The following is a 20,107-nucleotide window of genomic DNA, read 5'->3' on the forward strand; positions in this document are numbered from 1 at the left end:
GTGACCGCGGGCCGTGACGAGCTGCTTTCTTTGCTTACTTTCTTTGCAGCAGCAAAGAAAGTGAGTGCCGCCCCGCACAGGGGCAACGCTAATAGACCGACACGAAAGCGGGATCCAGCGAAACCGAAACCAAAACGCAAAGCAAAAAGCAAAAAGCAAAAAGCAAAAAGCAAAAACGGACCGGCACCGACCGCTTCCATAAGCAGGAAGCACCCAGCACCGGTCCGCAGAGACCGACTCTCAGCTCAAAACCTTACTGACAAGCCTCACACTCATCGAAGCCCGGATCGCCGGGGCGCATCATACAGACGGGACCATCGGCTTCCTGAGCCGCCTCCACCGCCGGCGCGCTCGCGGCAGCAGCATTGAAGCCACCATTCCCGGCAGCCGACGCCGCACCGCCACCAAACCCGCCAGCCGCACCCGCCCCACCGTCACCGGAAGAAGAAGAAGGCACCGCATTCAACGCACCGTGCGCCACGGTCGACTTCTCGACGTGCGTCGCCGCCATCGTGCGGAGGTAGTACGTCGTCTTGAGACCGCGAATCCAAGCGAGCTTGTAGACCTCGTCGAGCTTCTTGCCCGACGCGCCCGCCATGTAGATGTTCAGCGACTGCGCCTGATCAATCCACTTCTGACGGCGCGACGCCGCTTCCACGAGCCACTTCGGGTCGACTTCGAACGCGGTCGCGTAGATCGCGCGCAGATCGGCCGGAATGCGGTCGATGCGCGAAAGCGTGCCGTCGAAATACTTCAGATCGGACACCATCACTTCGTCCCACAGGCCGCGCGCCTTCAGATCACGCACGAGGTAGTCGTTGACCACCGTGAATTCGCCCGACAGATTCGACTTCACATACAGGTTCTGGAACGTCGGCTCGATACACGCCGACACGCCGATGATGTTCGAAATCGTCGCCGTCGGCGCGATCGCCACGCAGTTCGAGTTGCGCATGCCGTACGTCGAGATGCGCGAGCGCAGTTGCGCCCAGTCCATCGTCTCCGAGGTATCCACTTCGACATAACCGCCGCGCGCCTCGGCCAGGAGCTTCAGCGAATCCTGCGGAAGAATGCCGCGATCCCACAGCGAGCCGCGATACGTCGCGTAACGACCGCGCTCTTCCGCGAGTTCCGTCGACGCGTAGTACGCGTAGTAGCAGACGGCTTCCATCGAACGATCCGCGAATTCGACCGCCTCGCCCGACGCATAAGGCGTACGCAGCAGATGCAGGCAGTCCTGGAAGCCCATGATGCCCATGCCGACCGGACGATGCTTCAGGTTCGAGTTGCGCGCCTTCGGCACCGCGTAGTAGTTGATGTCGATGACGTTGTCGAGCATGCGCATCGCGACGCTGATCGTGCGCTTCAGCTTCGCGTGATCCAGCGCGTAGCTGCCATCGGCCTGCTTCACCATGTGCGCGACGAGGTTCACCGAGCCCAGATTGCAGACGGCGATTTCCGTCTCGCTCGTGTTCAGCGTGATTTCGGTGCACAGGTTCGACGAGTGCACGACGCCGACGTGCTGCTGCGGCGAACGCACATTGCACGGATCCTTGAACGTGATCCACGGATGGCCCGTCTCGAACAGCATGCCAAGCATCTTGCGCCACAGTTGCGCCGCCGGCAGCTTCTTGAACAGCTTGATTTCGCCGCGCGCGGCTTTCTCTTCGTAAGCGACGTACGCCTTTTCGAAGTCGGCGCCGAACAGATCGTGCAGGTCCGGGCAGGTCGACGGCGAGAACAGCGTCCAGTCGCCGCCTTCGACGACGCGCTTCATGAACAGATCGGGAATCCAGTTCGCCGTGTTCATGTCGTGCGTGCGGCGACGGTCATCGCCGGTGTTCTTGCGCAGCTCGAGGAATTCCTCGATGTCGAGGTGCCACGATTCCAGGTACGCGCACACCGCGCCCTTGCGCTTGCCGCCCTGGTTCACCGCGACGGCCGTGTCGTTCACGACCTTCAGGAACGGCACGACGCCCTGCGACTTGCCGTTCGTGCCCTTGATGTGCGAGCCGAGCGCACGCACGCGCGTCCAGTCGTTGCCGAGGCCGCCCGCGAACTTCGAGAGCAGCGCGTTTTCCTTCAGCGCTTCGTAGATGCCGTCGAGATCGTCGGCGACCGTCGTCAGATAGCACGACGACAATTGCGAGCGATGCGTGCCCGAATTGAAGAGCGTCGGCGTCGACGACATGAAGTCGAACGACGACAGCACGTTGTAGAACTCGATCGCGCGCGCTTCACGGTCGATCTCGTTCAGCGACAGGCCCATCGCCACGCGCATGAAGAATGCCTGCGGCAACTCGATGCGCGTGCCGTCGACGTGCAGGAAGTAGCGGTCGTACAGCGTCTGCAGGCCGAGATAGCCGAACTGCAGATCGCGATTCTGATCGAGCGCGGCGCCGAGGCGCTTGAGGTCGAACTGTTGCAGCTTGTCATCCAGCAGGCCGGCTTCGACGCCGCGCTTGATGAACTGCGGGAAGTATTCGGCGTAACGCTCGCCCATTTCGGCTTGCGTCACTTCCTCTTCGAGAATTTCGCGGCGGATCGTGTGCAGCAGGATGCGCGCCGTGACCTGACTGTACGCCGGATCCTTCTCGATCATCGTGCGCGCGGCGAGAATGGCCGAATCGTAGACCTGCGACATCGGCACGCCGTCGTACAGGTTCTTCACCGTCTCCGCGACGATCGGCTCGGCGGACACCGCATCGCCCAGATTCGCGCACGCGGAGACGATCAGCGCCTTCAGCGCTTCGAGATCGAGCGGACGCGTGACGCCGTTGTCCGTCACGTTGATCGCGCCTTCGTGCGACTGCGCGTTTTGCGCGGCCGAGCGCTCTTGCGAACGCTGCTGCGTGCGCTTCTCGCGATACAGCACGTACGCGCGCGCGACGTTGTGCTCGCCGCCGCGCATCAGCGCGAGCTCGACCTGATCCTGAATGTCTTCGATGTGGAAAGTCCCGCCGTGCGGACGGCTGCGCACGAGCGCGCGCACGACGGCTTGCGTCAGTTGCTCGACTTGCTCGCGCACACGCGCCGAAGCTGCGCCCTGACCGCCGTTCACCGCGATGAATGCCTTCGTCACGGCGATCGCGATTTTCGTCGGCTCGAACGACACCACGCTTCCGTTGCGACGGATGACCTTGTAGTCGGCAAACGTCGTGTTCGGCGCGAGCGCCTGAGCGCCCACGCCCTGCGCACCGCTCATCGGCTGTGCGGATGCGCCTTCGAATGAAGTCGTGGCGTTTTCGGTGGTTTGCATGTGCAAAACTCCTGGTGTTCGATTGGTGCGGATGGTCCGCGGATTTATCACTTATGCCGCGCGCGTGACGAACTCGTCGTGAAAGTCGCGCGGTGTTTTGGCGGTCAAGCCGGGCTGTGAATGCAGCAGGCTGAAAACACGAATCGCGGCGCTTACGGCCCGCATTGTCATTGGCGTCTCATGCGGTGCCCGCGTTGGCGCGCGGTGTCGGTCGACGCAATTCGCGCTTGCTTGCCTGCCTTCTTCACGGTGCTGCTCGCTGGCGCCCGACGCGCCCGACGCCTCTCTCCTCGCAAAGAGAAACCGTCTCGCGCATCGCCCCGGGCCAGCCAAACTTCTTCTACGCCGGAAAGCCGACGGCGCCGGCTCACTGGAGCGGGCGCCGCGTCAACAACACAAGATCTAGTGCAAAGTACGTCTGTCGGCACCAAGTATAGTGGACAACATCGCAGTCTCAAAAAGTTTTATTTGCCCTGAGTCTGCGGCAGCGGGGTTGACTTTTGCTATAGCAAAGCGCGACAAGGCCTCGCGCGCGACGCTGCTGCGCCGCAACGAGAAAGACCTTACGCAGCGCTCAGATGTTGGATTGAAACGGAAAGAACGACGGCGGCAGCGCGCTGCCGTGACGCAGACGCGACCACTCGAAATGCGGGCCCGGATCGGTCTTGCGGCCGGGCGCGATGTCCGAGTGACCCGCGACTGCATCGATCGGATAGCGCTTCACCACGACTCGCACGAGCGCGGCGAGCGCGTCGTACTGCGCGTCTTCGAAGGGCACGCGATCGCTGCCTTCGAGCTCGATGCCGATCGAGAAGTCGTTACAGCGCTCGCGCCCGCAGAACGACGAGACGCCCGCGTGCCACGCGCGTTCGTCGCAGGAGACGAACTGCTCGATCGCGCCGCCGCGACGGATCACGAAGTGCGCCGACACGCGCATGCCGCGCAGATGATCGAAGTACGGATGCGCGTCGTGATCGAGCTTGTTGAGGAAGAAATCGGCGATGGCGTTCGTCGTGAAATCGTCGGGCGGCAGGCTGATGTTGTGCACGACGATGAGCGTCGGCACCGCGTCGCCCGGACGCGCCTCGAAGTTCGGCGACGGCAGGCGCGTCGCGTGCGTGAACCAGCCTTGCGCGTCGATATGCGGATCGCGCTGTCTGACGACGTTGGCGTTCATCGTGCGTCGCGTCCGGTCGGACGGGCCGCGTAATGGCGCGCGTGATCGCTGCAGCAGAAGCGCTCGCCCGCGACGATGATCGATTCGCTGCGCGGCGTGTGCACGCCACACTGCGCGCAACGGATGAGCGGATCGGCGAGTTGCGGCGCGCTCGCGGCCGCGCCGTTGCCATGACCGTTGCCGCTGCGGGCGCGGCGTGCGTCATGCGCTCCGCCCGCGGCCGCGCCGCCGGCTGGCGCGTCGCCCTGCTGCGCGCGCTCGTTCGCGCGGCGCAGCTTCTTCAGAAGCCACTGGCACAGGAAAAAGAGGACGATCAGAAAGAAGAAATTTCGCATCGATTCAATGCCGATAGATTCAGACGCTCAGACGACCGCGCGATGCAGCAGCACTTCGAACACGAAGCGGCTGCCGACGTACGCGAGCAGCAGCGCGGCGAACGACGCCAGCACCCAGCGCAACGCGGCGCGTCCGCGCCATCCGGAGAGGCGGCGCGCGGTGAGCAATGCGCCGAACATCAGCCAGGAGACGAACGCGAACACAGTCTTGTGATCGAAGCGCAGCGCGCGATCGACCAGTTGCTCGTTGAACGCGATGCCCGACACGAGCGTGAGCGTGAGCAGCACGAAGCCCGCCGCGATCAGGCGGAACAGCAGCTTTTCAAGCGTCAGAAGCGGCGGCAGCGTGTCGAGCCAGCTCGCGAGCCAGCCATTGCCGGTATGACGCGTCGCGAGGCCGCGCATGCGCTGCAGGCGGCGTTCGAGCATCAGCATGAGCACGGCGTGCAGCGCGGCGATCGCGAAGAGTCCGTACGCGATGTTCGCGATCAGGAAATGCAGCTTGAACATCGGCGCGGCGGAATACGACAGCACGCGCACGCCGCCGAAGACGAGCGGCAACAGCGACGCGATGCACGCGAGCGGCAATACGAGCAGGCGCAGGCCGTCGAGCGGAAAGAAGAAGCTCTCGATCCAGTAGATGCCCGCGCCGAGCCAGAACATCGCGGAGAGCGCGAACGCGAAGCCGAAGATCATCGCGTTCTGGGGAAAGATGGTCGTGTGCAGCAGGAGGCCGTGCACGAGCAACGCTACTAATAATAGAGCGCGGCCCAATCCGCCCATGTCCGGCGATTTTTTGGCCGCCGCCGGCGATGCGATGCCCGGAGGCACGCCGGCCAGCGCCGGCTCCACGGCCGTGTGGCGATGCGCGCGCCAGCCCGCTACGGCGAGTCCGCCATAGAGAAGCGCAGTGAGGGCATACAGTACAATATCCATGTTCGAAGTTTACACTAGGCCCTTGAATCACGACGTTTTCTCCCTTGCGGCAACGCGGGGCGATTACGTCGTTTTGCGCTGAAAAAGGGCCGCATTCACTACCGTTTCCCATGCTCGATAACCTGACTCAACGGATGGCCCGCGTCGTCAAGACGCTGCGCGGCGAAGCCCGGCTCACCGAGGCCAACACGCAAGAGATGTTGCGGGAAGTGCGTCTCGCGCTGCTCGAGGCCGACGTCGCGCTGCCGGTCGTGCGCGAGTTCATCGCGAAGGTGAAGGAAAAGGCGCTCGGCGAGGAAGTGCTGTCGAGCCTGTCGCCGGGTCAGGCGCTCGTCGGCGTCGTCCAGAAGGAACTGACGGCCGTGATCGGCGGCGATTACGAAGGCAAGGCAGCCGAGCTGAATCTGGCGGTCGCGCCGCCCGCCGTGATCCTGATGGCCGGTCTGCAGGGCGCGGGTAAAACCACCACGACCGGCAAGCTCGCCAAGCTGCTGCGCGAAAAGAGCAAGAAGAAGGTCCTCACCGTTTCCGTCGACGTGTATCGCCCCGCCGCTATCCGTCAGTTGCAGACGGTGACGGAACAGGTCGGCGCCGACTTCTTCCCGTCGGAAGCGGATCAGAAGCCCGCGGATATCGCGCGCGCGGCGATCGACTGGGCGAAGCGGCACTATCACGACGTGGTGATCGTCGATACGGCCGGCCGTCTCGGTATCGACGAAGCGATGATGAAGGAAATCAGCGAGCTGCACGCGCTGCTCAAGCCCGCTGAAACGCTCTTCGTCGTCGACGCCATGTTGGGGCAGGACGCGGTCAACACCGCGAAGGCGTTCAACGACGCGCTGCCGCTCACCGGCGTCGTGCTCACCAAGCTCGACGGCGATTCGCGCGGCGGCGCGGCGCTTTCGGTGCGCAACGTCACCGGCAAGCCGATCAAGTTCGTCGGCGTCGCGGAAAAGCTCGACGGCCTCGAAGTCTTCCATCCGGATCGCATGGCGAACCGGATTCTCGGCATGGGCGACATTCTCGCGCTCGTCGAGGAAGCGCAACGCGGCGTCGACAGCCAGGCCGCGCAGAAGCTCGCGGACAAGGTCAAGAAAGGCGGCGACTTCGATCTGAACGACTTCAAGGCGCAGCTCTCGCAAATGAAGAAGATGGGCGGCCTCTCATCGCTCATGGACAAGCTGCCCGCGCAGTTTCAGCAGGCCGCGCAAGGCGCGGACATGAACAACGCGGAAAAGCAGATGCGCCGCATGGAAGGCATCATCAATTCGATGACGCTGCAGGAACGCGCGAAGCCGGAGCTCATCAAGGCGGCGCGCAAACGCCGTATCGCCGCGGGCGCGGGCGTGCACGTTCAGGAGGTGAACCGCATGCTCAACCAGTACGAGCAGATGCGCGGCATGATGAAGAAGCTGAAAGGCGGCAACCTGCAAAAGATGATGCGCGGCATGAAGGGCATGCTGCCCGGCATGCGCTGACCCGCACTTTTATTGAACCCGCGTTCTCTTCGGGCGTCCGACTCGAAAGAAACGCGGGTTTATCATATGGCGCACGCCGCCGTTTTTTTCCACACTTAGAAGTCAGCCTTTCCCGCTTCCCCTTATGAATCGCGAAGAAGCCCTCCATATTTTCAGCCACTCAGAAGAGATCGTGACGGCTGACGAAGTCAACGCATCGATCGGCAAGATGGCCACGGCCATCAAGGCTGCGACGAAAGACGACTTCCCGCTCGTGCTCTCGGTCATGGGGGGCGCGGCCGTGTTCACCGGCATGCTGCTGCCGCATCTCGACTTCCCGCTCGAGTTCGATTACATCCACCTGACGCGCTATCGCAACGCCATCAAGGGCGGCAGCGAGATGCAGTGGCGCGTCGCGCCGGCGGAATCGGTGAAGGATCGCGTGGTGCTCGTGCTCGACGATATTCTCGACGAAGGCGAAACGATGGCCGCGATCCGCGATCGCATCATGGCGATGGGCGCGAAGACGTTTCTGTCCGCGGTGCTGTGCGAGAAGATCATCCCGAAGGCGAAGCCGCTGCGTCCGGATTTTTGCGGATTCGAAGTGCCGGATCGTTACGTGTTCGGCTGCGGGATGGACGCGAAGGGTTACTGGCGTAATCTGCCGACGATCCGGGCGTTGACGGAAGGGGCGTGATCCCCGCCCGTATCCAAAAGAAAAGCGGCCCGCGGGCCGCTTTTTTCATAGCTGATGCACGAAAGTGCGTATGCCCGTGAGCATCATCTCGACGGAAATCGCGACAAGGACAAGCCCCATCAAACGCTCGAAAGCCGTCACCACGCGCTCGCCGAGCCATTGCTGAATCTTCTCGGCGAGAATCAGCACGATCGCGCAGACGATCATCGTCACCGTGAGCGCGCCTATCCATTCGAACATTTTGCCGGGCGCCTGCGACGTCAGCAGCATCACCGTCGCGAGCGCCGATGGCCCCGCCAGCGCCGGAATCGCGAGCGGCACGATCAGCGGCTCGCCGCCGCGCGAATCGCCGCCCATCGCGCCGTCCGGATGCGGAAAGATCATGCGCAGCGCGATCAGAAACAGCACGATGCCGCCCGCGATGCGCAACGAGACATCGGTGAGGTTCATCGCGCGCAGGAAGCGATCGCCCGCCAGCATGAACACCAGCAGAATGACGAACGCGATCGCCACTTCGCGCAGCACGACCACGCGGCGCCGCTCCTTGGCGACGCCGCGCAGCGCGTTGATGAAGATCGGGATATTGCCGAGCGGATCGGTGATCAGCAGCAGCAGGATCGTCGCCGACAGGAAGTTGTACTGCATTACTTCGCGAGCGCGGCCCGCACTTTCCCGACGACGACATCGGCGGCTTCATCGACCGGCAGCAGCGTGGCTTCCGCGTCGCGGCGGCCCTGATATTCCAGCTTGCCTTCCTTCAGCCCGCGATCGCCGATCACGATGCGATGCGGCACGCCGATCAATTCCCAGTCCGCGAACATCACACCCGGACGCTCGCCGCGATCGTCGAGAATCACGTCGATGCCGGCCTGCTGCAGCGTCGCGTACAACTTGTCCGCCTGCTCGCGCACGGCGTCGCTGCGGTCGTAGCCCATCGGGCAGATCACGACTTCGAACGGCGCAATGGCTTCCGGCCAGATAATGCCCTTGTCGTCGAAATTCTGTTCGATTGCCGCGCCCAGCACGCGCGTCACGCCGATGCCGTAGCAGCCCATCTGCATCGGCGCGGGCTTGCCGTTTTCGTCGAGGAAGGTCGCGCCCATCGAATCGGAATACTTCGTGCCGAGCTGGAACACGTGACCCACTTCGATGCCGCGGCAGATTTCGAGCGTGCCCTTGCCGTCCGGCGACGGATCGCCCGCGACGACATTGCGAATGTCCGCGACTTCCGGCTCGGGCAGATCGCGGCCCCAGTTCACGCCGGTCGTGTGGTAATCGACCTCGTTCGTGCCGACGACGAAGTCGCTCATGTTCGCGACCGTGCGGTCCGCGATCACGCGCACCGGCTTCTTCGTGTTGAGCGGACCGAGGTAGCCCGGCGGCGTGCCGAACCATTCGACGATCTCGGCTTCCGTCGCGAAGCGATAACCCTTCAGGCCCGGCAGCTTGCCCGTCTTGATGTCGTTGAGCGAGTGATCGCCGCGCAGCATCAGCAACCAGATGGTCGGTTCGGCGCCTTCGTTGTCGGTCGCGAGAACGATCGACTTGATCGTGCGTTCCAGCGGAATGTTCAGAAGCTGCGCGACCGCCTCGCACTTCGCGGCGCCGGGCGTGGGCGTCTTCTTCAGTTCTTCGGTCGGCGCGGCGCGTTGCGCGATGAGCGGCAGCGCATCGGCGGCTTCGACGTTCGCCGCGAAGTCCGAGCTCGGGCAATACGCGATGTCGTCCTCGCCCGTATCGGCGATCACGTGGAATTCGTGCGAACCGCTGCCGCCGATCGAACCGTTGTCCGCCGCGACCGCGCGGAACTCCAGCCCGATGCGCGTGAAGATGCGCACGTAGGCTTCGTACATCTTGCGATACGACTCTGCGAGGCCGTCGAGGTCTTTATCGAAGGAATAGGCGTCCTTCATGATGAATTCGCGGCCGCGCATCACGCCGAAGCGCGGACGGATTTCGTCGCGGAACTTCGTTTGAATCTGATAGAAGTTCACCGGCAACTGGCGATAGCTCTTGATCTCGCGGCGCGCGATGTCCGTCACGACTTCCTCGTGCGTCGGGCCCATGACGAAATCGCGCTCGTGGCGATCCTTGAAACGCAACAGTTCCGGGCCGTATTGCTCCCAGCGGCCCGACTCCTGCCACAGTTCGGCGGGCTGCACGGCGGGCATCAGCAATTCGAGCGCGCCCGCGCGGTTCATCTCTTCACGCACGATGGCCTCGACCTTGCGCACCGAGCGCAGACCGATCGGCATGTAATCGTAGATGCCGCCCGCGACGCGGCGGATCATGCCTGCACGCATCATCAGCTTGTGGCTGACGATCTCGGCGTCGGCGGGAGCTTCCTTCAGGGTGCCGATGAAGAAACGGGATGCTTTCATTCAAATTTTCCAAATGCGGCGCGCTTCGGAGCGGATAGCGCCGAAGCAGGCGGATCAAGGTGAACGACGGAACGACCGGCGAGAAAAGAAGATTTTGCCGCCTGCCGGATGCTCTGGCAAAGACATTCACACGGATGCCCCGAATTGGGGTTCGTGCCAGTGCGTCGAGGCCAATAACTGTTTATAATCAAAGCAATTTTAAAGGATTTGAAGGTGGCTGTATGCTGGATCGTGAAGGCTTTCGCCCGAACGTCGGCATCATCCTCTTGAACGCGCGCAACGAAGTGTTTTGGGGCAAGCGGCTGCGTGAACATTCCTGGCAGTTTCCGCAAGGGGGCATCAAATACGGTGAGACCCCTGTGCAAGCGATGTATCGGGAGTTACACGAAGAAACCGGCCTGCTACCGGAGCATGTGAAAGTTGTGGGTCGCACGCGCGACTGGCTGCGTTATGAGGTGCCGGACAAGTTCATCAAGCGCGAGGTGCGCGGACATTATCGCGGTCAGAAACAGATCTGGTTTCTGCTGCGCATGGTGGGCCGCGATTGCGACATCTGCCTGCGCGCGACGGACCATCCGGAATTCGATGCCTGGCGCTGGAACGAGTATTGGGTACCGCTGGATGCGGTCATCGAGTTCAAGCGCGACGTTTATCAAATGGCTCTATCCGAGCTGTCCCGCTTTCTGCGGCGTACCAACTCCCGCGGTGAGCGCGGCGAGCGAGCCGCGCATCACGGGCCGCGCTATCCACGCGTCGTCCAGACGATGACGATCGAAGCTCCTGCCGTTACTGCCTCCGGCGCGGCAGTTCAGGCAGAATGCACGGTCAGCGAAGAAGTGCATGTGATCGTGCAGCGCTCATCGTGAATCCGGGCACTGCAACGCTTCGAGCACTTTGACACTCAACTCGATTGCGATCGATGGCACGGCGAACTTCTCGCCGTGCCATCTCGCTTTGTTCCGCCGGGCGGGCGCATGAAGCCCGCGCGCATGTTTCCGGGAAGACCCAATTGAAAGTGAATGCCTCACTCGCGGTAATCGCGGCATCCGCGGCAGCGCTCGCCGTGCTCGCCGGCTGTTCCAGCAACAAGGCGCCGTCCACGCAGGACGACGGCGTGTTCACCTATCTGCTCGACCGCAAGCCGAACTGGACCGAAGAAAAAATCGACACGATGCCACCGCTGCCGCAGGCATCGAATCTTGTCGCGTTCAACGTGTCGCAGAACACGCCGCTCACGTTCGCCGTCGACAAGACCACGCTCACGGTCGGCAAGGATGGCGTCATTCGTTACGTGATCGTCGCGACGAGTCCGGCGGGCGCGCGCAACGTCAACTATGAAGGCATTCGTTGCGACACCTACGAATGGCGTCGCTACGCGAGCATCAACGACGATCAGAACGGCTGGGATCAAGGTTCCGCATTCGACTTCAAGCGCATCGAAAACGGCGAGCTGAACGCGTATCAGGCGGCGCTCTATCAGGATTATTTCTGCACGAGCAAGCTGCCCGTCGGCACCGCGAAACAGATCGTCAACAACATGGAATACAAGCGCACGCAAAGCGTGATCAATCTGCGCTGATTGCGCCGCGCGTCGGCGTGACGATGTGAAAACGCCCGCTGATTCAGCGGGCGTTTTCGTTTCAGACGAGCACGAGATTGTCGCGATGGATCAGTTCCGGCTCCAGCATGTAGCCGAGCACCGATTCGATCTCGCCGCTCGGCCGGCGATGAATCAGCCGCGCCTCCGAACTGCTGTAGTTCGTGATGCCGCGCGCGACTTCCTGCCCTTGATCGTCGACGCACGCGATTACTTCGCCGCGATCGAAGGCGCCTTTCACGTCGATGACGCCGATCGGCAAAAGGCTCTTGCCGTCGGCGGTGAGCTTGTTGACCGCGCCCTTGTCGATGACGACATGCCCGCGCACCTGCAAGTGATCCGCCATCCACTGCTTGCGCGCCGCCATGCGTGCGGTGCGCGCGATGAGTTGCGTGCCGATGATCTCGCCCGATGCGAGGCGCGTGAGCACATCGGCTTCGCGGCCGCTCGCGATGACCGTGTTCGCGCCGCTGTGCGCGGCACGCTTCGCAGCGAGAATCTTGGTCAGCATGCCGCCGCGTCCTAGGCTCGAACCCGCGCCGCCCGCCATCTGCTCGAGTTCGGGCGTGCCGGCGTCGGCTTGCTCGACGAGCGTCGCGTTCGGGTCCTTGCGCGGATCGGCGGTGAAGAGGCCACGCTGATCGGTGAGAATGACGAGCGCATCGCCTTCGATCAGATTCGCGACGAGCGCGCCGAGCGTGTCGTTGTCGCCGAACTTGATTTCGTCGGTGATGACGGTGTCGTTCTCGTTGATGATCGGCACGGCCCCCAGGCGCAGCAGCGTGAGCAGCGTCGAGCGCGCGTTCAGATAGCGTTCGCGATCGGCGAGATCGGCGTGCGTGAGCAGAATCTGCGCGGTGCGGATGCCGTGCGCGCCGAAGCTGCTTTCGTAGACTTGCGCGAGACCCATCTGGCCGACCGCGGCCGCCGCCTGCAATTCGTCGATTTCGCGCGGTCGCTTTGTCCAGCCGAGCCGGTGAATGCCTTCCGCGATCGCGCCCGAACTCACGAGCACGACTTCCTTGCCCTGTTCGCGCAGCGCCGCGATCTGCGACGCCCAGCGCGAGATTGCCGCATGATCGAGCCCGCGACCGTCATTGGTGACGAGGCTCGACCCTACTTTCACTACGATTCGCTTCGCAGCGGCGATGACCGAACGCATCGTGCGCTTTCTCCTCGTGGTTGCTTTATTCCTTCGTTTCGTCGTCGCGGAAGCGCACGTCGGCTGCGAGATCTTCCGCTTCAGCCGCGCGCGATGCGTCCGAATGCTGCGAGATGTAATCGTAGATCGCGTAGGTGAGCGCCTCGCAGCCCTGACCGGTCAACGCTGAAATCTCGTAGACCGGACCGTCCCATTCGAAGCGCTCGACGAAATCGGCGATGCGCGCCTCGCGTTCGTCTTCCGGCACCATGTCGAGCTTGTTCAGCACGAGCCAACGCGGCTTCTCGTAAAGCTGCTCGTCGTACTTGCGCAGTTCGTTGACGATCGCCTTCGCTTCCGCGACCGGATCGACGTTTTCATCGAACGGGGCCATGTCGACGAGATGCAGCAGCACGCCCGTGCGCTGCAAGTGCCGCAGGAAACGATGCCCGAGGCCCGCGCCTTCCGCCGCGCCTTCGATGAGACCCGGAATGTCCGCGATCACGAAGCTCTTGCTCGGCCCGACGCGCACTACGCCGAGATTCGGCGCGAGCGTCGTGAACGGATAATCCGCGATCTTCGGCCGCGCGTTCGACACCGACGAGATGAAAGTGGACTTGCCCGCGTTCGGCATGCCGAGCAGACCGACATCCGCGAGCACTTTCAGCTCGAGTTTGAGCATGCGGCGCTCGCCCGGCTTGCCGTCGGTTTTCTGACGCGGCGCGCGGTTCGTGCTCGACTTGAAATGCAGGTTGCCGAGGCCGCCCGCACCGCCCTTCGCGATCAAGACCTGCTGATTGTGCTCGGTCAGATCGGCGATGATCTCGCCCGTTTCCTGATCCGAAATGATCGTGCCGACCGGCATGCGCAGCGTGATGTCGTCGCCGCCCTTGCCGTAGCAATCCGCGCCGCGGCCGTTTTCGCCGTTGCGCGCCTGATGCTTCTTGGAGAACCGGTAGTCGATCAGCGTGTTGATGTTGCGGTCGCCGACCGCGTAGACGCTGCCGCCGCGCCCGCCGTCGCCGCCGTCCGGTCCGCCGAACGGGACGAACTTTTCGCGGCGCATCGACGCGCTGCCATCTCCTCCGTCGCCGGCGATGACTTCGATCCTCGCTTCGTCAATGAACTTCATGCGTTGCTCCGTCCCGTGTATTCGCTCTATTTTGCCGTGACCGACCTGGCCGGTCACTCATAACCAATTTTTGACCGCACCAAATAAAAATGGCCCCGCGAACTTCGCGGGGCCATTTCTTCGGTCCTGAAGCCCGTGCGTAAAACTTACGCTGCCGGGACGACGACGACCGTGTGCTTCTTCGCAGCGCCCTTGGTCACGAACTTGACGTGACCGTCGGCCAGCGCGAACAGCGTGTGATCCTTGCCGATGCCGACATTCTCACCCGGGTGCATGCGCGTGCCGCGCTGGCGAACGATGATGCCGCCTGCGTTGATTGCCTGGCCGCCGTACACCTTCACGCCGAGGCGTTTGCTCTCGGAGTCGCGGCCGTTGCGGGAAGACCCGCCTGCTTTTTTGTGTGCCATTTGCTTAGCTCCTTAACCGATGCGCTTACGCGTTGATCGCGTCGATGCGCAGTTCGGTGTAGTTCTGGCGATGGCCAGCGTGCTTTTGGTAGTGCTTCCGGCGGCGCATCTTGAAGATGGTCACTTTCTTGTGACGACCTTGGGACACGACGGTAGCCTTGACGGAAGCCCCACTGACCAGCGGCGTACCGAACTGAATCGATTCGCCTTCGCCTACTGCGAGAACCTGGTCGAGCGTGATTTCAGCGTCAATGTCTGCCGGTATCTGTTCTACTTTAAGTTTTTCGCCAACGGCAACTTTGTACTGCTTGCCGCCGGTTTTTATGACCGCGTACATTGAGAACCTCACTCAGAATTCTTTTTCCACGCACCACGCGGGGAAAACACGCGATTATACATAGAGTTACGCTCGACGTCAAAGCGCCGTGACGATGCCCGCGCGGGCGGCGCAACGCGCGATCCGGCTCCGAACCTCGGCGAAAACGAAGCGAATCGCAGCCGAAATTCGCCGACATTGCGCGAGTCGGAACACCGGACCACCCGGCGTCTGTCGGATTCGCCTTATAATCCGCCGGATTACCCTTTTTGCCGATCATGTCGTCCACCGCCACTTCCTCTCCCAACGCCGCCGCGCTGCTCGCCCCGATCGCCGAGGACATGCAGCAGGTCAATCGCGTCATCCGGCAGCGCCTGGCATCAGAAGTGATGCTGATCAACCAGATTTCGGAGTACATCATCGGCGCGGGCGGCAAGCGGCTGCGGCCGGCGCTGCTGCTCCTCGTCTCGGGCGCGCTGGGCGACACGACCGGGCATCGTCACGAATTGGCGGCGGTGGTTGAGTTCATCCACACGGCGACGCTGCTGCACGACGACGTCGTCGACGAATCGGATTTGCGCCGCGGCCGCAAGACCGCGAACGCGCTGTTTGGCAATGCGGCAAGCGTGCTGGTCGGCGACTTCCTGTATTCGCGCTCGTTCGAGATGATGGTGAGCGTCGGCAAGATGCGCGTGATGGAAATCCTGTCCGTCGCGACCAACATCATTTCCGAAGGCGAAGTGCTGCAACTGCTCAACATGCACGATCCGGACGTGGACGAAGCACGCTACATGCAGGTGATCCGCTACAAGACGGCGAAGCTGTTCGAAGCGGCGGCGCAGCTCGGCGCGGTGCTTTCGGGTGCGGATGCGCGGACCGAAGCGGCGGCGGCGGAGTTCGGCCGGCGCATCGGCACGGCGTTCCAGATCATGGACGACTGGCTCGACTACACCGGCACGCCCGAATCGATGGGCAAGAACGCCGGCGACGACCTGCGCGAAGGCAAGCCCACCCTGCCGCTCATTTATTTGATGGAGCACGGCACGCCGGACCAGGCGGCCCTCGCACGCGAGGCGATCGAGCAAGGCGGCACGGATCGCTTCGACACGATCTTCCACGCAATCACGACGTCCGGCGCGCTCGATCACACGCTGGAATGCGCGCGCAAGGAAGCTCAGGCAGCGGCAAATGCGATTTCTTCATTTCCCTCTTCCATCTACAAAGATAGCCTGCTAGAATTATGTTCTTACTCGACGTCACGGCAGTCTTGAACGAGACTGAAGCAGCGTAAGAGTCCAAGTTGGTCAAATTCGGGGTGTAGCTTAGCCTGGTAGAGCGCTACGTTCGGGACGTAGAGGCCGGAGGTTCGAATCCTCTCACCCCGACCAGAATTGCAAAAACCCGCATGGTTCGCCATGCGGGTTTTTTATTTCCGGCGGCAAAACCGCGTACGCTGGCCGAAAGGCCGAGGGCGAGCTTGCCGGCCCGTCTGCTATATTGCCTCCCATCTCCGCCCCTACTCGATCGCCGCGTGGACAACCTTCCCTTATGGGCGCAAATTTGCGCCATTTTTCTGCTTCTCTTCCTTTCCGGCTTTTTCTCGATCTCCGAAACGTCGATGATGGCGCTCAATCGCCATCGCCTGAAATATCTGGCGAGCCAAGGATCGCTACGCGCCCGCACGACGCAAGGCCTGCTCGCGAAGACCGATCAGCTTCTCTCGGTCATCCTGATCGGCAACAACCTGATCAACACGATCATCCCGGTGCTCACGACATCCATCGCGCTGCGCACCTTCGGCCATAACAACCTCGTCCTGTCGATCACGACGGGCGTCATTGCATTCCTGATCATCGTGTTCGCGGAAATCGCGCCGAAGATCGTCGGCGCGACGTATCCCGAGAAAGTGGCGCTGCCGGCGAGCCTCGTGCTCGCGCCGCTCATGCGCGTCGCGCGGCCGCTCATCTGGTTCGTCAATCTGTTCGCCAACGCGATCCTCGCCGCACTGCACATCAACACGAAGGGCAAGCGCGATCAGCGGATCTCGCCCGAAGAGTTGCGCACCATCGTGCTGGAAACGGGCAGCTTCATGCCGACCAAGCACCGCAGCATCCTGCTCAATCTGTTCGATCTGGAGAACATCACCGTCGATGACGTGATGATCCCGCGCCGGCGCATCGAAGCGCTCGACTTCGACGCGCCCTTCGAACAGATCCTGCACCAGCTCGAGACGTGCTACCACAACAAGCTGGTCGTCTTTCAGGGCGACATCGATCGCGTGCTCGGCATTCTGCACGTGCGCAAGACGCTCTCGGCGCTGCACAACCAGGAACTCGAGCGCGACACGCTGCGCGAACTGCTCACCGAACCGTATTTCGTGCCCGCGGGCACGCCTGTCTTCCAGCAATTGCAGTACTTCCAGGAAAGCGGCCACCGTATCGCGATCGTGGTCGACGAGTACGGCGAATTGCAGGGCCTCGTCACGCCGGAGGACATCATCGAAGAGCTGATCGGCGAATTCACGACGACGATTCCGCGCGGCGCCGGCTCGCGCGGCGGCTGGGACGAGAGCGGCGAGTGCATCGTGGCGGGCAGCATGCCGTTGCGCGAACTGAACCGCTGGCTGCATCTGTCGATGCCGACGGACGGCCCGAAAACGCTTAACGGCCTGATCCTCGAAACGCTCGAAGACATCCCCGACGGCGACGTTTCGGTGCAGATCGCGGGCGTGACCTTCGAAGTCATGCGCAGCGACGACCAGGCGATCCGAACCGTCAAGATTTTCCGCCCGCCCGAAGGCACGCGACACGCGCTGCGTTAGCCATTCGGACGACTGTGCGCCGACGGCCGAGGACGGGATCATCGGATCATCTCGACTCGACCGCCGACGCCATGATTTCCCCTTCCTTCCGCGAAACGCCATCCGACCACGAGACGCCCGCCGTCTCGCTGCTCACCGACACCTTGCGCGAAGCCGCCGAGCGCGGCGCGTCCGATATCCATGTCGAACCGTCCGAGCACGCATGGCGCATCCGGCTGCGCGTCGATGGCGCGTTGCACGTATTGAAGCGCCCGCCGCCCCATTTGCGCGATGCGTTCGTCACGCGGATCAAGGTGCTCGCGCGAATGGACATCGCCGAGCGGCGCGTGCCGCAGGACGGCCGGCTGCGGCTGAATCTGCCGGGCGGGCGGATCGGCGACTATCGCGTCAATTCGCTGCCGACGCTCTTTGGCGAAAAACTCGTGCTGCGGCGGCTCGAAGCGCTGCCGCCCGACCTTTCGCTCGCCTCGCTCGGTCTCGACGACGCGCAAGGCCGCGCGGTCGAATCGGCGATTCGGGCACCCCACGGTCTCGTCCTCGTGACCGGTCCGACCGGCAGCGGCAAGACCGTATCGCTCTACTGCTTCCTCCAGATGCTCAACGCGGAAGCCCGCAACGTGTCCTCGGTCGAGGATCCTGTCGAAATTCAACTTGCGGGCATCAATCAGGTGAGCGTGCGCGAAAAGGCGGGACTGACCTTCGCCGTGGCGCTGCGCGCGTTCATGCGTCAGGATCCGGATGTCATCATGGTCGGCGAAATACGCGACGCGGAAACGGCGGACGTCGCGGTGAAGGCTGCGCAAACGGGCCATCTCGTGCTCTCGACCTTGCACACGAACGATGCGCCCGCCGCGATCGCGCGTCTCATCGATATCGGCGTCGCGCCTTACAACCTCGCGTCGGCGCTCAAGCTCGTCACCGCGCAACGGCTCGTGCGCAAGCTGTGCGAGTTCTGCCGCGCGCCGTCGGCGTTGGCGCTCGCGGACGGGTTTCATCCGTTCGAGCCGCGCGGCTGTCCGGCGTGTCATGGCGTCGGTTATCGCGGGCGCGTCGGCGTGCACCAGGTGATGCCGGTATCGGATGAACTGCGCGAGTTGATCGTCTCGCGCGCCGCGACGCATGCGATCGCGCGCGCGGCGCAGGCGCAAGGCATGCCCGCGTTGCGCGATGCGGCGTTCGCGCGCGTGCGCGAAGGCGTAACGAGCGTCGCCGAAGCAGTCGACGCGACGGAGATCGAATGATGAACGACGCGCTCGAACTGCGCTTCGCGTGGCGCGGCATGGACAGCGAAGGCCAGCCGATGCGGGGAAAGATCATCGCCGCCGACGCCCTCGCGGCCCGCGCGTCGCTGCGGCGCGAAGGCGTGATCGTCACCTTGCTCGAAACGCTCGGCGCCGCGCCGCCGCCCAAAGCGAGGACCGCCGACGTGACCGTCTTCACGCGACAGCTCGCCGGCCTGCTGCGCGCGGGACTGCCGCTCGTCGGCGCGCTCGAATTGCTCGCCGGCAGCGCGTCCGCCAGCGGAATGCCGCGCATCGTGCGCGCGCTGGCCCGCGATATCACGCGCGGCGTGCCATTCTCGGGCGCGCTGGCACGGCATCCGGCTGCGTTCGGCACGCTGTACTGCCAGCTGGTTTCGGTCGGTGAAGTCGCGGGTGCGTTGCCGACGGTGCTCGCCCGCCTCGCCGACGACCGCGAGCGGGCGGCGTCGCAACGGGCCAGATTGCGCGCCGCGCTCACCTATCCCGTGATGGTGCTGCTGCTTTCGCTCGCGATTACGGCGGGATTGCTGATTGGCGTCGTGCCGACCTTCAAGACGATCTTCGACGGCTTCGGCGCCGCGCTGCCCGCGCCGACGCGTTTCGTGCTCGCGCTTTCGGACGGCGTCGCGAATGTCAGCGTGCCGTTCGGGATTGCAGCCGCATCTGCGGTATTCATCGGATGGAATTGGATGAAGCGTTCGCCCGATGCACGCGCCGCCGCCGATCACGCCGCGCTGCGCCTGCCGCTTGCAGGCAAGCTGCTGCGCTCGCTCGCGGTCGCGCGATGGAGCCGCGCGCTCGGCACGCTGCTCTCGGCGGGCACGCCGCTGTCGGATGCGTTCAACTCACTCACGCATGCCACAGGAAACCGCGTGTTCGACCGCGCCACCGTCGACATCGCCGCGCGCCTGCACAACGGCGAGCGTCTCGCGGCCGCAATGCGCGCCGTCGGATGCTTTCCGCAGGACGTCGTGCAGCCGATCGCGGTCGCCGAAGAATCAGGCTCGCTCGATGCGATGCTTCTCGATCTAGCCACGCTCGCCGACCGTCAGGTGGACGAGCGCATCGGCGGCTTCGCGAGTCTTTGCGAGCCGATCGTCATCGCGGTGCTGGGCGCGCTCGTGGGCGGCCTTGTCATCGCGATGTATCTTCCTGTCATTCAGCTCGGCAACGTGGTGTAGCATCGCGG

The 20,107-nt window shown here is 63.3% G+C and carries 19 protein-coding genes and 1 tRNA gene; 9 read left to right on the plus strand and 11 right to left on the minus strand.

The window, feature by feature from the left end:
- The 5 genes from QCE58_RS13575 to QCE58_RS13595 form a co-directional block, all read right to left on the minus strand.
- Positions 1-200: hypothetical protein (locus tag QCE58_RS13575; RefSeq protein WP_309779656.1), on the minus strand; the 200-nt coding region annotated here is incomplete at its 3' end.
- Positions 201-253: 53 nt separating this feature from the next.
- Positions 254-3,259 carry a ribonucleoside-diphosphate reductase subunit alpha gene (locus tag QCE58_RS13580; protein ID WP_250481652.1) on the minus strand — a complete coding sequence of 1,002 codons (3,006 nt, stop codon included), beginning with the start codon at positions 3,257-3,259 and terminating at the stop codon, positions 254-256.
- A 574-nt stretch (positions 3,260-3,833) separates the two neighbouring features.
- Complete coding sequence (gene ampD, locus QCE58_RS13585; RefSeq protein ID WP_250440204.1) at positions 3,834-4,436, minus strand: 1,6-anhydro-N-acetylmuramyl-L-alanine amidase AmpD; 603 nt, start codon at positions 4,434-4,436, stop codon at positions 3,834-3,836.
- Entirely contained in the window at positions 4,433-4,771 is a 339-nt protein-coding gene (locus tag QCE58_RS13590; protein ID WP_250481653.1) for a PP0621 family protein, read from the minus strand. Before QCE58_RS13590 ends, ampD begins: the two co-directional genes overlap by 4 nt.
- A 27-nt stretch (positions 4,772-4,798) precedes the next feature.
- Positions 4,799-5,707 carry an inner membrane protein YpjD gene (locus tag QCE58_RS13595; RefSeq protein ID WP_008342934.1) on the minus strand — a complete coding sequence of 303 codons (909 nt, stop codon included), beginning with the start codon at positions 5,705-5,707 and terminating at the stop codon, positions 4,799-4,801.
- Positions 5,708-5,817: 110 nt separating this feature from the next.
- Between QCE58_RS13595 and ffh the strand changes: the two genes are divergently transcribed.
- A complete protein-coding gene (ffh, locus tag QCE58_RS13600; RefSeq protein WP_250481654.1) occupies positions 5,818-7,185 on the plus strand; it encodes a signal recognition particle protein in 1,368 nt (455 codons plus the stop codon).
- Between the two features lie 124 nt (positions 7,186-7,309).
- Positions 7,310-7,861 carry a hypoxanthine-guanine phosphoribosyltransferase gene (locus QCE58_RS13605; RefSeq protein WP_008342939.1) on the plus strand — a complete coding sequence of 184 codons (552 nt, stop codon included), beginning with the start codon at positions 7,310-7,312 and terminating at the stop codon, positions 7,859-7,861.
- Between the two features lie 45 nt (positions 7,862-7,906).
- On the opposite strand, the gene QCE58_RS13610 is transcribed toward QCE58_RS13605, so the two are convergent.
- Together QCE58_RS13610 and QCE58_RS13615 are read right to left on the minus strand one after the other, a co-directional pair.
- Entirely contained in the window at positions 7,907-8,506 is a 600-nt protein-coding gene (locus QCE58_RS13610; protein WP_008342940.1) for a MarC family protein, read from the minus strand.
- Positions 8,506-10,242 carry a proline--tRNA ligase gene (locus QCE58_RS13615; protein WP_008342941.1) on the minus strand — a complete coding sequence of 579 codons (1,737 nt, stop codon included), beginning with the start codon at positions 10,240-10,242 and terminating at the stop codon, positions 8,506-8,508. Before QCE58_RS13615 ends, QCE58_RS13610 begins: the two co-directional genes overlap by 1 nt.
- A 221-nt stretch (positions 10,243-10,463) precedes the next feature.
- On the opposite strand from QCE58_RS13615, the gene QCE58_RS13620 reads away from it, so the two are divergent.
- Together QCE58_RS13620 and QCE58_RS13625 are read left to right on the plus strand one after the other, a co-directional pair.
- Entirely contained in the window at positions 10,464-11,108 is a 645-nt protein-coding gene (locus QCE58_RS13620; protein ID WP_008342943.1) for an RNA pyrophosphohydrolase, read from the plus strand.
- A gap of 149 nt (positions 11,109-11,257) precedes the next feature.
- A complete protein-coding gene (locus QCE58_RS13625) occupies positions 11,258-11,821 on the plus strand; it encodes a CNP1-like family protein (RefSeq protein WP_033537265.1) in 564 nt (187 codons plus the stop codon).
- A gap of 61 nt (positions 11,822-11,882) precedes the next feature.
- Here the strand turns inward: QCE58_RS13625 and proB are convergent, their stop codons facing one another.
- From proB to rplU, 4 genes are all read right to left on the minus strand, one after another.
- Complete coding sequence (gene proB, locus QCE58_RS13630; RefSeq protein WP_250481655.1) at positions 11,883-13,001, minus strand: glutamate 5-kinase; 1,119 nt, start codon at positions 12,999-13,001, stop codon at positions 11,883-11,885.
- Positions 13,002-13,026: 25 nt separating this feature from the next.
- Positions 13,027-14,112 carry an Obg family GTPase CgtA gene (gene cgtA, locus QCE58_RS13635; protein WP_008342949.1) on the minus strand — a complete coding sequence of 362 codons (1,086 nt, stop codon included), beginning with the start codon at positions 14,110-14,112 and terminating at the stop codon, positions 13,027-13,029.
- 146 nt (positions 14,113-14,258) lie between these two features.
- Positions 14,259-14,519 carry a 50S ribosomal protein L27 gene (rpmA, locus tag QCE58_RS13640; protein ID WP_008342952.1) on the minus strand — a complete coding sequence of 87 codons (261 nt, stop codon included), beginning with the start codon at positions 14,517-14,519 and terminating at the stop codon, positions 14,259-14,261.
- Between the two features lie 25 nt (positions 14,520-14,544).
- Positions 14,545-14,856 carry a 50S ribosomal protein L21 gene (gene rplU, locus QCE58_RS13645; RefSeq protein WP_008342953.1) on the minus strand — a complete coding sequence of 104 codons (312 nt, stop codon included), beginning with the start codon at positions 14,854-14,856 and terminating at the stop codon, positions 14,545-14,547.
- Positions 14,857-15,113: 257 nt separating this feature from the next.
- On the opposite strand from rplU, the gene QCE58_RS13650 reads away from it, so the two are divergent.
- The 5 genes from QCE58_RS13650 (at position 15,114) to QCE58_RS13670 (ending at position 20,099) form a co-directional block, all read left to right on the plus strand.
- A complete protein-coding gene (locus QCE58_RS13650) occupies positions 15,114-16,106 on the plus strand; it encodes a polyprenyl synthetase family protein (RefSeq protein ID WP_008342955.1) in 993 nt (330 codons plus the stop codon).
- Positions 16,107-16,146: 40 nt separating this feature from the next.
- Positions 16,147-16,223, plus strand: a tRNA-Pro gene (locus QCE58_RS13655).
- Positions 16,224-16,366: 143 nt separating this feature from the next.
- Positions 16,367-17,656: an HlyC/CorC family transporter gene (locus QCE58_RS13660; RefSeq protein WP_309779660.1), complete on the plus strand. Its 1,290-nt coding sequence runs from the start codon at positions 16,367-16,369 to the stop codon at positions 17,654-17,656.
- Between the two features lie 71 nt (positions 17,657-17,727).
- Complete coding sequence (locus QCE58_RS13665; RefSeq protein WP_175982751.1) at positions 17,728-18,897, plus strand: GspE/PulE family protein; 1,170 nt, start codon at positions 17,728-17,730, stop codon at positions 18,895-18,897.
- Positions 18,894-20,099, plus strand: coding sequence for a type II secretion system F family protein (locus tag QCE58_RS13670; protein WP_250481657.1), 1,206 nt, complete (start codon positions 18,894-18,896; stop codon positions 20,097-20,099). The genes QCE58_RS13665 and QCE58_RS13670 overlap by 4 nt, the downstream gene beginning before the upstream one ends.
- The last annotated feature ends 8 nt before the right edge of the window (positions 20,100-20,107 follow it).

It is taken from the genome of Caballeronia sp. LZ028 (assembly GCF_031451415.1).
Classification (GTDB): Bacteria; Pseudomonadota; Gammaproteobacteria; order Burkholderiales; family Burkholderiaceae; genus Caballeronia; species Caballeronia zhejiangensis.

What these genes read in the sequence shown, in the direction of transcription:
- QCE58_RS13580 (WP_250481652.1), bottom strand. Translation starts at nt 3,259, where the DNA reads ATGCAAACCACCGAAAACGCCACGACTTCATTCGAAGGCGCATCCGCA.
- ampD (WP_250440204.1), bottom strand. Translation starts at nt 4,436, where the DNA reads ATGAACGCCAACGTCGTCAGACAGCGCGATCCGCATATCGACGCGCAA.
- QCE58_RS13590 (WP_250481653.1), bottom strand. Translation starts at nt 4,771, where the DNA reads ATGCGAAATTTCTTCTTTCTGATCGTCCTCTTTTTCCTGTGCCAGTGG.
- QCE58_RS13595 (WP_008342934.1), bottom strand. Translation starts at nt 5,707, where the DNA reads ATGGATATTGTACTGTATGCCCTCACTGCGCTTCTCTATGGCGGACTC.
- ffh (WP_250481654.1), top strand. Translation starts at nt 5,818, where the DNA reads ATGCTCGATAACCTGACTCAACGGATGGCCCGCGTCGTCAAGACGCTG.
- QCE58_RS13605 (WP_008342939.1), top strand. Translation starts at nt 7,310, where the DNA reads ATGAATCGCGAAGAAGCCCTCCATATTTTCAGCCACTCAGAAGAGATC.
- QCE58_RS13610 (WP_008342940.1), bottom strand. Translation starts at nt 8,506, where the DNA reads ATGCAGTACAACTTCCTGTCGGCGACGATCCTGCTGCTGCTGATCACC.
- QCE58_RS13615 (WP_008342941.1), bottom strand. Translation starts at nt 10,242, where the DNA reads ATGAAAGCATCCCGTTTCTTCATCGGCACCCTGAAGGAAGCTCCCGCC.
- QCE58_RS13620 (WP_008342943.1), top strand. Translation starts at nt 10,464, where the DNA reads ATGCTGGATCGTGAAGGCTTTCGCCCGAACGTCGGCATCATCCTCTTG.
- proB (WP_250481655.1), bottom strand. Translation starts at nt 13,001, where the DNA reads ATGCGTTCGGTCATCGCCGCTGCGAAGCGAATCGTAGTGAAAGTAGGG.
- cgtA (WP_008342949.1), bottom strand. Translation starts at nt 14,112, where the DNA reads ATGAAGTTCATTGACGAAGCGAGGATCGAAGTCATCGCCGGCGACGGA.
- rpmA (WP_008342952.1), bottom strand. Translation starts at nt 14,519, where the DNA reads ATGGCACACAAAAAAGCAGGCGGGTCTTCCCGCAACGGCCGCGACTCC.
- rplU (WP_008342953.1), bottom strand. Translation starts at nt 14,856, where the DNA reads ATGTACGCGGTCATAAAAACCGGCGGCAAGCAGTACAAAGTTGCCGTT.
- QCE58_RS13650 (WP_008342955.1), top strand. Translation starts at nt 15,114, where the DNA reads ATGTCGTCCACCGCCACTTCCTCTCCCAACGCCGCCGCGCTGCTCGCC.
- QCE58_RS13665 (WP_175982751.1), top strand. Translation starts at nt 17,728, where the DNA reads ATGATTTCCCCTTCCTTCCGCGAAACGCCATCCGACCACGAGACGCCC.
- QCE58_RS13670 (WP_250481657.1), top strand. Translation starts at nt 18,894, where the DNA reads ATGATGAACGACGCGCTCGAACTGCGCTTCGCGTGGCGCGGCATGGAC.